Source organism: Pseudoxanthomonas beigongshangi, assembly GCF_016820515.1.
Taxonomy (GTDB): domain Bacteria; phylum Pseudomonadota; class Gammaproteobacteria; order Xanthomonadales; family Xanthomonadaceae; genus Pseudoxanthomonas_A; species Pseudoxanthomonas_A beigongshangi.
The window spans coordinates 154,411-170,394 of the sequence record NZ_JADHDV010000008.1; the positions used below are offsets into that span (position 1 = coordinate 154,411).

General features: G+C 68.9%; 4 protein-coding genes. All 4 read left to right on the forward strand.

What is annotated here, in order from left to right; all coding sequences use genetic code 11:
• Positions 1–87 precede the first annotated feature (87 nt).
• On the forward strand, positions 88–9,612 hold the full coding sequence (locus IQ458_RS08280) for an SdrD B-like domain-containing protein (protein WP_203322499.1): 9,525 nt from the start codon (positions 88–90) through the stop codon (positions 9,610–9,612).
• 44 nt (positions 9,613–9,656) lie between these two features.
• On the forward strand, positions 9,657–13,019 hold the full coding sequence (locus IQ458_RS08285; RefSeq protein ID WP_203322500.1) for a hypothetical protein: 3,363 nt from the start codon (positions 9,657–9,659) through the stop codon (positions 13,017–13,019).
• 10 nt (positions 13,020–13,029) lie between these two features.
• Entirely contained in the window at positions 13,030–14,046 is a 1,017-nt protein-coding gene (locus IQ458_RS08290) for an OmpA family protein (RefSeq protein WP_203322501.1), read from the forward strand.
• Positions 14,047–14,135: 89 nt separating this feature from the next.
• Positions 14,136–15,524, forward strand: coding sequence for a sensor histidine kinase (locus IQ458_RS08295; RefSeq protein WP_203322502.1), 1,389 nt, complete (start codon positions 14,136–14,138; stop codon positions 15,522–15,524).
• Positions 15,525–15,984 lie beyond the last annotated feature (460 nt).

Consider the following 15,984-nt stretch of genomic DNA (forward strand, 5'->3'; position numbering starts at 1 on the left):
TGTACGGAACAGGGGAAAACTGTGGTCCTCCAAGTCGTTGCGGCGCCTGGCGCCGAATGCGCGCGCGCGCCTGTCTCTGATCATGACGTGGACGAGGCCACCGCCATTCCGCGTGGCGTGCGGCGACGCGGGCAGTGGCTTCGCAGGGCCGCGCTGCTGCTGGCCACGCTGCTGCCGCCGACGCTGGCGAGCGCGGCCGATCTGCAGATCAGCGGCCTGACCGACACCGGCTACGATCCGAGCCCGGTCGGCGCACCGGTCGTGTACCACGTCGTGGTCGAGAACGGCGATGTCGATACGGTCAACGACGCGGTTGTCCTGTTCGATCTGCCGGCGGGGGCCGCTGCGGGCACGTTGCCGACCTTCTGCAGCAACCTGGGCGGTTCCCCGGTCCGGATCCGCTGCGCGTTGCCGCAACCGCTGTCGGCGGGTCAGCCCGCCGCGAGCTTCGACATCCAGATGCTCACCACCGGCATGGCGCCGGGATCGGTGTTCATCCATGGCGCCGTCGGACGCGCCAGCGCCACCGAGCCCGGCGCGGGCGAACCCCTTGCGAACCTGCCGACGAGCCACGGTTTCTTCACCGCCGACGACGAACCCGGCAACAACCTGCTCAGCCAGCAGACCACGCTGGACCAGTCGGGCGATCTGCGGCTGGAAAAAACCGCCTCGTCGGCTTCGGTGATCGGCGGCGACGAAGTGACCTACACGCTGACCGTCACCAATGACGGTCCGGGCGCGTCGTCGGGTTTCAACGTGCGGGACACGCTGCCGGCGGGCGTCAGCCTGGTGGCCGGCAGCTTCAGCAATCCGGCGTGGAGTTTCAATCCGGCCACGATGACCGCGACCCACGCCGGCACCCTGGCGGCGGGCGCCAGCAGCGCCTTCTCCTTCCGCGCGAAGGTGAATGTCGGTGGCGGCAACATCATCAACTCCGCCGTGGTCAACGCCGGTTCGATGCCTGATCCGAACCCGGCCAACAACACCGACGACGTCACCACCGTGGTCACGCCCGGCGCGGACATGGCGATCAGCAAGAGCGCCAACCCCGCGCCGGCCATCTCCGGCGATCCGATCACCTTCACGGTCAATGTCAGCAACCTGGGGCCCAGCGCGGCCACCAATCCGAGCTGGACGGACGTGCTGCCCGCCGGCTTCACCATCACCGGCGGCAACGAGCCGGCGGGTTGGACCTGCTCGACGACGGCCGGGAGCACCACCCGCGGATGCAGCTACGCCGGTGACCTGGCGCCGGGCGCGTCCACCAGCTTCACCATCACCGCGATGGTGCCTTCCAACGGCGCCAACAGCAGTGGAGATGTGACCAACACCGCGACGGTGACGTCGCAGACCCCGGATCCGGTATCCGTCAACAACAGCGGCAGCGTCCAGTTCAGCGTGATGCCGAATGGCGCGGATCTGGGGCTGGCCAAGCGCAAGACGCCGGCACTGGTCGCGATCTGGCCGGGCACCGGCCCAGACGCCGACAGCCTGATGACCTCCACCATCAACGTGCACAACTACGGGCCGCGCGCGGCGACCGGCAACGTGCAGGTCGTGGATCGGTTGGCGGCGGGCGAGGAGTACATCAGTGGCGGCAATGCCGGCGAATGGATCTGCTCGGTGGCACCGGCCGCCTGGAACGCGGGCGGTCCGGCACAGGTCGTCACCTGCGATCTGGATCCTTCGCGCTACGACCTGGCGCGCGATGCCGACACGCCGGGGCTGCGGATCGTCACCCGCGCCCGGACTCCGGATCTGGCGCTGACCAACAATGCCTGCACCGGCGGCTCCGGCGGTTCGCTGGAGCCGAGCACCGGCAGCATCAACGAGGATCGCAATACCACCAACGATTGCGCCGGCGACGGCACCCGTACCACCAACGATCGCGTCGATCTGCAAATCGAGAAGTGGACCCGCGCCAACGACGGCGGCACCGACAACGTCATCCCGCTGGGCACCAACAGCTACAGCTACACGCTGCGGGTGACCAACCTCGCCATCACCGACGCGGTACCGGCCAGCGGCATCGTCGTCAACGACACCATTCCGGGTTTCGTGAACGGCAATACCGCGGGTGTCGATCGCACCAGCGTAAGCACGACATCGCCGGCGGGCTGGAACTGCGTGGTCGATGGGCCCTCGGTGATCTGCCGCTCGGACACGACCGCACTGGCGGTCGGTGACTCGGCCGACATCACCATCACGGTGGGCTTCCCGTTCTTCGACAGCATCGGCCAGAGTCCGGGCAGCTGCGGCGCGGGCGCGCCGGCCAGCGGCGCGTTCTGCAACATCGCCGGCGTGGCGGTGGATCCGGATGTCTCCAGTTCCGTGGGCGAAATCAACGGCGCCAACAATCAGGCCAGGGACTGGGTGCGGGTCGAGCGCCGCGCCAACGTCAGAACGACCGCCAAGAACATCACCACGGGCAACGTGGGCCGCGTCGGCGTGGTCAGCAACTATGTGATGAGCTATTACAACGAGGGGCCGTCGGCGGTCCCCGGGGTGATCTTCCAGGACATCTTCACCCTGCCGGCCAACGACACGGGCTTCGTGCTGGTGTCGGCCACCCGTACCCCCGGCACCGTGGCGTGCACGCACAGCGCCGCCGGCGGCACCACCGCCACGGCGACCGCCGGCGGCATGTCCTATGCCAACCCGACCGGCTCGCCGTCCCAGGTGATCGTCACCTGTCCGGCGGTCAACCTGGCGTTCCAGCAGACCGAGAGCCTGCGCGTGCAGATCCGGCCGAACGTCAACAGCAACAACAATCCGGCCGGTCGCCAATTCACCAACGTCGCCAGCTTCGACATCACCGGTGGCGCCAGCGGCAGCGATGCCAATGGTCCGTTCGACTACAACACCAACACCAGCGCTGCCGACGACCAGAAGAACGCCTCGCTGACCTTCGAGCAGGGCGCGGCGGATCTGGTCGTCAACAAGGACGATCTGGGCTTCACCGGCGGCGTGGATCCGCTGGGCTACGACGCGGTCAACACCGCGGCCAACCTCATCACCTACCGCATCACCGTGCTCAACCGCGGCCCGTCGGTGGCCACCAGTGTGCGGATCACCGATACGTTCCGCGCGCCGAACGGGCGCCAGGTCCAATTCGTCGGCATCGCGCCCGGAAACGGCGGCGCCCCCTCGGGTGGCTTCAGCACTGCCGGATGCACCGTCAACAGTGCCAATCCGTTCACCGGCGCGGGCACCACGCCCGCCGACCCCGGGCTGAACATCGAGTGCGACGTGCCCGGCGCCGGTTTCAGCGGCAGCAACGTGCTGGGCACGCTGGGCGTCAATGCGACCAGCTATGTATACGTCCAGTACCGCTACCTGACCGCGCCCGGCGGCGGCGGCGACACCGTGCGCAACCAGGTCCAGGCGACCCTGGCCGAGACCGATACCAACCCGACGAACAACGCGGCCGACGAACCGACCACGATTCGCGCGCGCGCCGATGTGCGCGTCGCCAAGCACGTGTTCACCGACGCCCCCGATCTGGATCCGGATGTCGCCCTGCCGGCGGCCCCGGCGACGACGGTGGCGCTGCGCCAGCCGTTCTATTGGGTGCTGGAAGGCGCGAATGACGGTCCTGGCGCCAGCCTGTCGCGCGATCGCAGTGGCACCAGCCCGCAGAACGGCACCGGCACGGTCATCACCGACACCCTGCCGAACGGGCTGGAGATCACCGGTCCGGTCCAGTGGCAGAAGAAAGGTCCATCGCCGGGCGGTGATGAGCAGCCCAACGGGACCGGCGCGTGCACGGCCGCCGGGCTGGCACTGACCTGCAACCTGGGCGACGTGACCGTCACCGGCAAGGTGCGCGTGATCATCCCGGTGCGCTGGACCTCGTATCCCGGTGCGGCGGCACAGGTCAACACCACCCGCATCGCCACCGAGCAGGTGGATCCGAATCCGGGCAACAACATCGACGACGAGGACATCCTGGTCACGCGTTCGTCGCTGGCGGGCGTGGTGTTCCAGGATCGGGATCGCGCCGGTGCCAACGGCGGCACCCATCAGGGCGTTGCCGGTGAACCCGGCATCGGCGGCGTCAGCATCCGCCTGACCGGTACCGACGCCTACGGAAACGCGGTCAACCTCACCACCACCACCGCCGCCGATGGCAGTTACAGCTTTGGCGATCTGTCGCCCGCGGGCGCGGGTGGCTACACGCTGACCCAGACGCAGCCGGCCGGCTTCGTCGATGGACCGGTCGCCCCGCCGACCAGTGGTGGTGCCGAACCGTCGCTGGGCGGCGCCTACGCCACCGGTTCGCCCGACACCGTGTTCACCGGCATCGCGGTCGGCGCCAGCCAGGCGGGCGTGCGCTACAACTTCCCGGAAGTCCGGCTGCCCTCGCTGTCCGGCTTCGTCTACGTGGACGGCAACTACAACAACACCCGCAACGGTGGCGACGGCGCGATCGCCGGCGCCACGGTGGAACTGCTGAATGCGGCGACCGGCGCGGTGATCGGCACCACCACGACCGATGGCACCGGCGCCTACAGCTTCACCGGACTCGATCCGCTGATCACCTACACGCTGCGCGAGGCGCTGCCGGCGGGCAACTACCGCAACCGGCCCGGCGCGGTGAATCCCGGCCAGATCGGTGGCGCGGCCTGCACGACCGGTTGTACGGCGGCCACCGGCGTGGCCGGTGATGCGGCGACCACCGACCGGATCAGCGACATCGATCTGGGCGCCGGACTGGATGGTGTGCAGTTCAACTTCGGCGAGGATGCGATCTCGGCGATCTCCGGCAACGTGTACCTGGATCGCAACCGCAACGGCGATTTCGACGCCGGCGACGCGGGCACGGTCAACTCCCGCCCCAACGGCGGCCTGCAGGACGTCACCGTCACGCTCACCGGTGCGGGCGCGGACGGGGTGTTCGGCAATGGCGACGATCCCGCGCCGGTCATCCTGCAGACCGATGCCAATGGCGCGTACCAGTTCACCGACCTGGTGGTTGGCCAGAGCTATCGCGTCAGCGAAACCCAGCCGGATGGCTACGGCGAAGGCAGCGAGCATCCGAGCAATGTCATCGAGATCAACAATCTGACCATCGCCGGTTCCGCCGGCAACGATTTCGGCGAAGTGCTGGGATCGCTGGCGGGCAGCGTGTTCGAGGACTTCTCGGCCACCGCCGGCAACAACAACAACGGCGCTTTCGACAGCGGCGAAAATCCGATCGGCAATGTCACGCTGACCCTGACCGGCACCGACGTGCTGGGGCAGCCGGTGAACATGACCGTGCAGACCGACGGCAGCGGCGCCTACCGCTTCACCGACCTGCTGCCGCCGCAGGCGGGCACCAGCTATACGCTCACCGAAACGCAGCCGGCCGGTTACCTGGATGGCCGGCATACGCCGGGCAACGCGACGACCCCGGGCAATGCGAACACCGCCAACGTGATCGACGGCATCGCGCTGTCCGCCGGGCAGGACGCCACCGGCTACCTGTTCGGCGAACTGGCCAACGCCATCATCAGCGGCACGGTGTACCTGGACCGCAACGACGATGGTGACAACAATGGCGGCGACGCCGGCATTCCCGGCGTCACCGTGGTGATCCAGGGCGCCGGTCCGGACGGCCAGTTCGGCACGGCGGACGATCCGGCGCCGGTCACCCTGACCACCGACGCCAACGGCGACTACAGCTACGGTGGCGCGGTCGCCGGCCAGAACTATCTCATCAGCGAAACCCAGCCGACCGGCCTGGCCGAAGGGCAGGAAAACGGCCTCAACCAGATCCCGGTGACCAACCTGCCGGTGGCCGGTTCGCGCGGCAACGACTTCGGCGAACTGGCCGGCGCGCTGTCCGGCAGCGTGTGGCTGGACGCCAACAACAACGGCGTGCGCGAGCCGGGCGAGAACGGCATCGGTGGCGTGCGGGTGAGCCTGCCCGCGGGCACGCGCGACGCGCTCGGCAATCCGGTGGCCGAGGCGGTCACCGATGCCAACGGCGACTACCGCTTCGGCGACCTGCCGGCCGGCACCTACAACGTGACCGAACAGGCCGCGCAGCCGGTGGTGGGCGGGGCGACGACGATCAACGGCACCACGGTGGCCGGCAATATCGGCGGCACGCCCGCGGGCACTGCCACGCCGATCGCGACCGTGCCCAGCGCCATCGCCGGCATCGCGCTGGGTGCGGGCGAGTCCTCCGTGCGCAACGACTTCGGCGAAACCCTGGGCGTGTCGGTCTCCGGCCGGGTGTTCTTCGACGCCAACAACGACGGCGCGCAGGCCGGCGCCAGCGAGACCGGCATCGAGAGCGTGACCATTCGCCTCACCGGCACCGACGACAGCGGCGCGGCGGTGGATCTGACCACGACCACGGACGCCAACGGCGATTTCCGTTTCGAGGGCCTGCGTCCGGGCACCTACACCGTGACCGAACCGCAGCAGCCCACCGGCACCAGCAACGGCCAGACCCTGGCCGGCACCGTCGGCGGCACGCCGTCCGGCACCGCCACGCCGATCACCACCGTACCGAGTGCGATCAGCGCGATTGACCTGACCACGCCGGGCGCCGCTTCGGAGGACAACCTGTTCGGCGAGATTCCGCTCAACAGCGCAATCAGCGGCCGCATCTGGCGCGATCTGGACAACGATGGCGTCATCGATCCGTCGGAGCAGGGCATCGGTTCGGTGGTCGTGCGCCTGACCGGTACCGATCTGGCCGGCAACACCATCACCCGCGAAGTCACCACCCAGCCGGACGGCGGCTACGCGTTCACCGAGCTGCCGCCGGGCACCTACACGGTCACCGAACCCGAGCAGCCGGCCGGCACGCTCAACGGCATCACCGTGCCCGGCACCGGCGGTGGCACCGCCACCGCGCCGACCACCGCGCCGTCGGTGATCGAGGGCATCACGCTGGGCGTGGGCGAGGAAGCGGCCAACAACAACTTCGGCGAGGTTCCCGCCGGCACCATCTCGGGCCGGGTCTACAACGACGGCAACAACAACGGCGTCATCGACACGGGCGAGGGCGGCTTCCCGAACGTGCAGGTCGTGCTGACCGGCACCAACGATCTCGGCGAAACCGTCAACGTCACCGTCACCACCGACAGCGAGGGCCGGTACCGCTTCGAGAACCTGCGTCCGGGCACCTACACGGTGACCGAGCCGACCCAACCGGCCGAGACGCTCAATGGCATCACCACGCCGGGCACCATCGATGGCACTCCGACCGGCACCGCCACGCCGGTGACGACCACGCCGTCGGCGATCAGCGGCATCGTGCTGCCGCCGGGCGGCCAGTCGATCGACAACAACTTCGGCGAGGTCGGCGATTCGCCCGACCTGGTGGTCAGCAAGACCGCCACGCCGGCGACCTTCACCGTCAACAACGTGGGCACCTACACCATCCGCGTGCGCAACATCGGCCAGCAGGCGAGCGCGGGCGAATACGTGGTGGAGGATCGCCTACCTGCCGGCCTGACCCTGGACGCCACGCCGGCCGGGTCCGGCTGGAACTGCACCGGCGCGATCGGCGACAACCGTTTCCGCTGCGCCAGCAGCACGGTCATCGCCGCCGGCGCCACCGCGACCGACACCATCGTGGCGCGCGTGCGTGTCGCGGCGACCGCCGCTGCGGCATCGCCGGTGAACAACGCGGTACTGGTCGAGGGCGGCGGCGAGAACGAGTTCCGCACGCCAACGCAGGAAGAACGCGCCAACTTCGAGGGCAACGTCGACGACCTGCCGGTATGCGACCCGGCGATCACCCAGAACGCCTGCCGCCTGCCCACGCCGGTGCAACTGGCCGCGTCGGTCTCCGGCACGGTGTGGTTCGACCAGGGCAGCGACTTCGGCCTGATCGACGGTGGCGATCGCCGCCTGGGTGGCTGGACCGTGGAAGTCGTGGACGCCAATGGACAAGTGGTGGGTACGGCCACCACCGGCGTCGACGGTTCCTATTCGATTGCCGACCAGATTCCCGGCGTGCCGCTGGACATCCGCTTCCGCGACCCCGCCACCGGCGTGGTGTGGGGTTGGCCGGTCAGCGGCGAAACCGCTGGCGGTTCGCCCGCGCCGTGCGACGCCACCGGCGCGATCGGCGGTGGGACCGCCAGTTCCTGCCCGAGCAGCACCGACGGCGTCACCCGCCTGTCGGTGGTGCTTGCCCCGGGCGCGAACCTGCCGCAGCAGAGCCTGCCGCTGAATCCGGGCGGCGTGATCTACGACGCGGTGACGCGCAGCCCGGTCCCGGGCTCGCGGGTGACCCTGACGCCGATCGGCAGCTGCCCGGCCTATGCGCCGGAACAGCACGTGCTCAACGCGGCCATGGGCGGCTACACCGTGCAGGGCAACGCGATCTCGATGACGGTCGGCGCCGACGGTTTCTACCAGTTCCTGATGGCGCCGGGCGCGCCGGCGTCGTGCCGGTTCCAGATCGCGGTGACTCCGCCGGCCGGCTATACCTTCGAGTCCGGCATGATTCCGGCGGAAAACTCGCCGCTGACGCCGCCGTCCACGCCGGGCCTGGGTTATCCGGTGCAGACGAACGCGACCGCGCCGACCGGCCCGGCCGGCACCGCGACCACCTACTACCTGGAGGTCAACCTGGGTTCGGGCGTGGCCGCGCCGGTGCACAACCACATCCCGCTGGATCCGCAGGTGGCGCCCGGCCTGGTCATCACCAAGACCGGCGACCGCAAGACCGTGGAAGTGGGCGACAGCCTGGTCTACACGATCACCATCCGCCAGACCGCGGGCGCCGCGCTGGGCACGGTGAACGTCATCGACCGCCTGCCGCATGGCTTCACCTTCATCGCCGGTACCGCGCGGGTGGACGGCAGCGGCATCGCCGACCCGATCGGCAAGCCCGGACCGACCCTGGTGTTCGACGTCGGTTCGCTGGCGGTCGGCGCGCAGAAGGTGCTGAGCTACCGCGTCCGCGTGGGCGTGGGCAGCCAGCAGGGCGACGGCATCAACCGCGCGCGCGCCTGGGGCTGTTCGATCACCGGCGGCTGCGTGGATGCGAACACGCTGGCGCCGTATCCGAACGGCGGCACCGTGCCATCCAATCCGGCCGAGTACCGCGTGATCGTCAGCGGCGGCGTGTTCGCCGACGAGGGCTGCGTGCTGGGCAAGGTGTTCGTTGACTGCAACGTCAATCACGTGCAGGACAAGGAAGAACTGGGCATCCCCGGCGTGCGCATGTACTTCGAGGACGGCACCTGGCTGATCAGCGATTCGGAAGGCAAGTACAGCTACTGCGGCCTGCCGCCGAAGAGCCACACCCTGAAGGTGGACGCGTCCACGCTGCCGGTCGGCTCGCGCCTGACCACCAGCAGCAACCGCAACCTGGGCGACGCCGACAGCCTGTTCATCGACCTCAAGAACGGCGAGTTGCATCGCGCCGACTTCATCGAGGGCAGTTGCTCCAACCCGGTGATCGAACAGGTCAAGGCACGCCGCACCCAGGGCGAGATCCGCGCGCCGGAAACCGAACCGGGCCAATCGCCGCTGCGTTTCGAAAGCAAGCCGCTGCGCAGCCCGCAGCAGGGCACCGACTCGGCGAACCAGCGCCCGATCGTGGATCCGAGGGCGACCGCCCCGAGTCCCGCCGCCGGCACGGAGGTGCAGCCATGAGCCGCACCCCGCGACCCGCCCGCGTCCGCCAGGCCAGGAAGACCATGCGTCCCCAACCTTTCTCCCGCAAACCGCTGAGCCTGGCGCTGTCGCTGGTGCTGATGCCGGCCATGGCGATGGCCCAGAACGTCTCCGGCGACCAGCGCTTCACCCCGGTGCTGGGACAGGCGACGCCGCTGTTCCCGCAATCGCCACAAAGCCAGCAGGCCACCTCGCAACCGTTGTATGCGCAACCGGGCAATGTCGATTACCGCGCCAACGCCGGCGTGCAGCGGGTGGTGGTGGAGGTGGATCGCGACGGCGTTCCGGCCGACGGCCAGTCGCCGGTGCACGTGGTGATCCAGTTGTTCGGCGCCGATGGCAAGCCGCTGGCCGGCGAGGCCTTCGCGACCGTCGAGAACTCCGGCGGCCGCATCAAGCTGCCCGATGGCCGTACCGACGAACTCGGCCCCGGCCACCTGGACGCCGACAAGGTCACGCCCGGCGTGCAGGTGCCGGTGCGCGACGGCCGCGCCGAGTTCGACCTGCTGGCGCCGCACGACCCGCAGGACGTGCTGCTGCGGGTGACCTCCGGCGGCGAGACCGCCGAGGGCGTGGTCGGCTTCGTGCCGGAAATGCGCGAGATGATCGCGACCGGCCTCATCGAGGGCGTGATCAACTTTCGCCGCAAGGGCGACAACCTGATCGACGGCAGCACCCGCGGCGATGGTTTCGAGCGGGAAATCCGCCGCTGGGAAAAGCAGTTCAACAACGGCAAGGCCAATGGCGCGGCGCGCGCGGCGTTCTTCGTCAAGGGGCGGATCAAGGGCGAGTACCTGCTGACCGCCGCCTACGACTCGGACAAGGAAGTGCGGGCCCGCCTGCTGCGCGACATCCAGCCGGAGGAGTTCTATCCGGTGTATGGCGACGCGTCGCTGCGCGGTTTCGACGCGCGTTCGGCCGAGCGCCTGTACGTGCGCGTGGACAATGGCCGCAACTACCTGCTGTACGGTGATTTCCAGACCGGCGACAGCATCGCCACCCAGACCGGCGTCGGCTTCGGCGAGCGTGCGCCGCAGCGCGTGCTGGGCACCTACAACCGCACCGCGACCGGACTGGGCTGGCACTTCGAGAACGCGCGCGTGCGCGGCAACGTGTTCGCCATCGAGGACTCGCTGCGCCAGGTCATCGAGGAACTGCCCAGCCAGGGCAGCGGCCCCTACGGCCTGCGCAACAACGCGGTGCTGGAAGGCAGCGAGCGGGTCGAGGTGGTGGTGCGCGATCGCAACCAGCCTTCGCGAATCGTCTCGGTGCGTCCGCTGGCCCGGCTGGTGGACTACAGCTTCGAGCCGTTCTCCGGCCGCATCCTGCTCAACAGCTTCCTGCCCTCGTTCGATGGCGATCTGAATCCGGTATCGCTGCGCATCACCTACGAACTGGATCAGGGCACCGAAAAGTTCTGGGTGGTCGGTGGCGACGCGCAACTGCGGGTCGGCCAGAACGGCGAGATCGGCGGATCCTACGTGGACGACCGCAATCCGTTCGCCAGCTTCGAGATGGGCAGCGCCAACGTCGGCTACCGCCTGGGTGAAAACACCTGGCTGGTGGCCGAGGCGGCGCGCACGCGCAGCGAGGTCAACACCAACTCCATCAACCAATACGGCACGCCCGCGTTGCAGGGGCTGAGCGGGTTGGTGGAAGGCAACGCCTGGCGTGTGGAGCTCGGGCATGCCGGCAAGAAGGCGGATCTGAAACTGTTCGCCGGACAGTCGGATCCGGAGTTCAACAACCAGGCCTCGCCGTTGTACGGCGGGCGGGGCGAGTACAGCCTGACCACGCGTTACCGCTTGAACGAGCGCTTCGAGCTGTACGCGGAGGGATTGCGCAGCGAAGACCGCAATCCCGACGGCGGCGAGCGCAACGCCGGCAGCGTCGGCACGCGCGTCAAGGTGACCGACAAGCTGACCCTGGATTTCGGCTATCGCGCCATCCGCGAAACCGTCGGCGCCTACTACACCTGGGCGACCAACAGCGGCTACGGCAACCTGGGCGGACTGTCCGGCGGCTACGCCACCGGCGCCGGTGGCGGCGCGCTGGGCTACGGCCAGCAGCCGCTGGACCCGTTGACCGGCCTGCCGATCATCAGTAATGGCAACCCCAACGATGTCGCCAGCGGCCTGCCGGTCGGCACCGAGCTGTCCTCGGACATGCTGCGCTTCGGCGTTGGCTACCGCGCCAGCGATCGCCTGAACCTGGGCGGCGAGGTGGAACAGGACATCCATGGCGAGGATCGCAATCGAATCGCCCTCGGCGTGGACTTCCAGTTGCGGGAGCGCAGCCGCCTGTATGGCCGCTACGAGAAACAGACCGGGATCAGCGGTGTCAACGGCCTGACCCAGGACGGCCGCGAGGCCGATACGGTGGCACTGGGCGTGGATACCAGCTTCCTGCGCGATACCCAGCTGTTCTCGGAATATCGACTGCGCGACGCCATCGCCGGCCGCGACATCCAGGCGGCCTCGGGCATGCGCAACCGCTGGGACCTGCGCGAGGGACTGCGCCTGGACACCTCGCTGGAGCATACCAACGTGATCTCCGGCAACGTCGGCGATTCGACCGGGATAGGCATCGCCCTGGACTACAGCGCCAATCCGCTGTGGCGCGGCAACATCCGGCTGGAACACCGGATTTCCGACGACGTCGCCGAAACCCCGACGGACGAGGCCTACAACACCACCCTGTTGCAGTTCCTCGCGGCGCGCAAGCTCAACCGCGACTGGACCGTGCTGGCACGCAACTACCTGCTGCGCACGGTCTACGCGGCGCGCGGCGACGTGCTGCAGGATCGCTTCCAGGTCGGTGTGGCCTACCGCGATACCGACACCAACCGCATCAACGCGCTGGCGCGCTACGAGTACAAGCTGGAGAAGGACGAGAGCGGCATGGACGGTTCCGGTTTCGGTTCCGATACCGGCCAGGACATCCGCACCAGCGCGCACATCGTGTCCGCGCACGCCGACTGGCATCCATCGCGGCCGTGGTGGCTGACCGGGCGGGTGGCGGCGAAGTGGCAGCAGGACAGCTTCTTCTATGCCGACACCGGCCGGGTCAACGACGATTTCCGCGCGGTGCTGCTGTCGGGCCGCGTGGTCTACGACATCACCGAGAACTGGGACATCGGCGTGCTGGCCTCGACCTTCCGTGGCCAGTACGGCGCCAACCAGTACGCGTTCGGCGTGGAAGTCGGGCGCCTGCTGCGGCAGAACCTGTGGCTGTCGGTCGGCTACAACGCCACCGGTTTCCGCGGCGACGAGGACCTGACCGGCTACGAGTACACCCAGCAGGGCGCCTTCATCCGCCTGCGCTTCAAGTTCGACGAAGACCTCTTCCGCAGGGAAGACGCCCGCTACCGCGATCCGGTGCGCTGAGGAACCCCATATGACCATCACCAAGTCCACGCTCATCACCGCCGCCGTCCTGGCCGCCCTGGCCGGCACGGCCGCCGCGCAGCAGACCCAACTGGTTCCGCCGCGCGATCGCATCACCGACGAGGCCATCCATGCCGATTTGTCCGGCTACGACGCCACCCAGGGGCGTATCCAAGCGCTCAACGACGGCGGCCGCCCGGTGCGCGACTACCACCTGTCCAAGGCCCAGTGCTGGCTGGACGTGTCCTTCCACGAATACACCCGCAACGATCGCAGCGCGTTCCCGCAGGAAGCGCTGACCGAATCGGAGAAGCTGATCGTGGGGATGGAGCAGGGCGTCTCGCCGCTGCCCACCGACACCCCGCTGGTCAACGGCGCGGCCCGCGTGCGCGAGGACCTGTGGAAGCGCCTGGGCGCGATCCACGGCACGCCGGGTTTCGCCTGCGCGCAGCAGGCGGTGGCCTGCGGCGAAGTGGAACTGGTGCATGCCGGCAACGAGTTCAACCAGCAGCAGTGGCGCCATTCCAAGCCCTATATCCAGATAGCCGAGGACATGGTGAGCGACGCCGAGGCGCTGGCGCGCCAGTGCGGTGTGGCCGCCATGCCGGCCGCACCGGCGGTGCTGACCGCCAACGTGTTGTTCGAGTTCGATCGCGACGGCCGCGGCGACATCCGCGCCTACTCGCTGCAGAGCCTGGAGCGGGAGCTGGCGCGGGTGCGCGAGGAAGGCCTGACCCTGGCGTCGGTGGAACTGGTGGGGCATGCCGATCGCCTGCAGGGCCGGGGCTACGACTACAACCAGGGCCTGTCAGAGCGCCGCGCGCGCACGGTGCGGGAATGGCTGATCGAGCGAGGAGTGCCCGCCGAAGCCATCCGCTACACCTTCCGCGGCGATACCGAACAGGTGCAGGCCTGCGATGGCGTGAAGCCGCGCGAGGCGCTGCGCGAATGCCTGATCCCGAACCGCCGGGTCGAAGTCAGGCTGCAAGCGGGCGCGACCGGGGAAAAGCCCGCGCCGGGCCTATAATCCGCCGGTCCGGGGATGTTCGGACGGCGCCGGGGAGGGCGGCCGTCCCAGTCGCCCGGTCGGCGGCTAGGCATCCCTGAGGACCCCCCATGATCGAACCCTCTCCATCGGTCGTTTCCACGCGCGGCGCGCGCATTCCGCTGATCGGGCCGCTCCTGCGCGGCGTGCTGGACTGGTTCCGCGACGTGCCGATTGCCGATCCGGTGGATCGCCGCAACGCGCCGATGATCCAGGTGATCTCGCTGCTGCTGGCGATGTTGCCGCCGCTGGCCTGGATCTACCGCGCCTCGGTGGACATTCCCTGGCGGCCGGGCGAGATCGCCAGCATGGTGTTCAGCCTTGCGGTGAGCGCCGCGGCCGGCGCCAGCTTCTGGCTGATCCGGCGCGGCAGGTTCGGTGCGGCGTCCTACCTGCTGCTGGCGGTGTTCGCGGTCACCGTGGTGCCCAGCTATCTGTCCACCGGATTCGACGCGCAGGTCTACGAGCAACCGATCCTGGTGATCTGGATGGCCATCGCGGGCCTGGTGATCGGCCGGCGCGCCTTGTGGGTGATGTTCGCCTGCATCGCCGTCGCGTTCTGCGGTGGCATGTGGCTGGAGATCGCGCGCGACGGCGAGGTCTACAACCGGCTGGTCGATCTGGCCGCGCGCTTCGCGATGTTCCTGATGATCGCGGTGGTGCTGGATCGCAGTTCCGTGGCGCTGCGCGAAAGCCTGCGCGAGGCCAACCAGCGTGGCAATGCACTGGCCGAGAGCAACCGCCTGCTGGAGCAGGAGGCGCGCGAACGCGAACGCGCGCAGGAACAGCTTATCCACGCGCAGAAGGTCGAGGCGGTGGGCCGGCTGGCCAGCGGCGTCGCCCACGATTTCGGCAACCTGCTGTCGCTGATCCTCGGTTATGCCGGGCGCGGCAAGCGGCAGGACGATCCGGCCGCGCTCAAGGAAGCCCTGGCTGGGGTGGAATCGGCCGCGCGCCGCGCGACCCTGGTGACCCACAAGCTGCTGGCGTTCGCCCGACAGGACGAGACCCATCTGCAGACGTTCGATGCGGGCGAAAGCCTGCGCGAGTTGCGACCGATGCTGCGCCAGTTGTTCGACCCGACGGTCGATGTCCGCCTGGACGTGGCGGAGGGATTGCGACCGATCCGCTTTGATCGCACCCAGTTCGAACTGATGGTGCTGAACATCGCCGCCAACGCCAACCACGCGATGCCCGGCGGCGGCGTGTTCGAAGTCACCGCCGGCACCAGCGCGAGCGGTGTCGCCATCGGCTTCCGCGACACCGGCACCGGCATGACGCCGGAGGTGCAGGCGCGCGCGTTCGACCCGTTCTTCACCACCAAGCCGGCCGGCGAGGGCACCGGCCTGGGCCTGTCGGTGGCGCGCGATCTGATCCAGCGCGCCGGTGGCCGCATCGGTGTGGACAGCGTTGTCGGTGCGGGCACCGTGATCCGGATTGAGTTGCCTGTGGCGGACTAGGGATCAGGCGCAACTCGCAGTTTCCAAATCGGATGGTCCCTTCCCCCGCCTGCGGGGGGAGGGCGCGCGCCCGCGCCGGATGGGGGCGCTCTTCGCACGGATCCTTGCCCCCATCCGCCTTCGGCACCTTCCCCCGCGTTGCGGGGGAAGGGACGGGAGAAAGGGAACGGCGAGCTGAGCGTTTTCCGAGCGGAAGAACGGAACCCATGGATGGCATAGGTTCCTCCACGCGCCTGGACATGTCCCCTTCCCCCGCCTGCGGGGGAAGGTGGCGCGCCCGCGCCGGATGGGGGCGCTCTTCGCCCGGATCCTTGCCCCCATCCGCCTGCGGCACCTTCCCCCGCGTTGCGGGGGAAGGGGACAGGAGAAAGGGAACGGCGAACTGGGCGTTTTCCAAGCAGAAGAACGGAACCCACGGACGGCATCCGTTCTCCCACGCGCCTGGACATGTTCCCTTCCC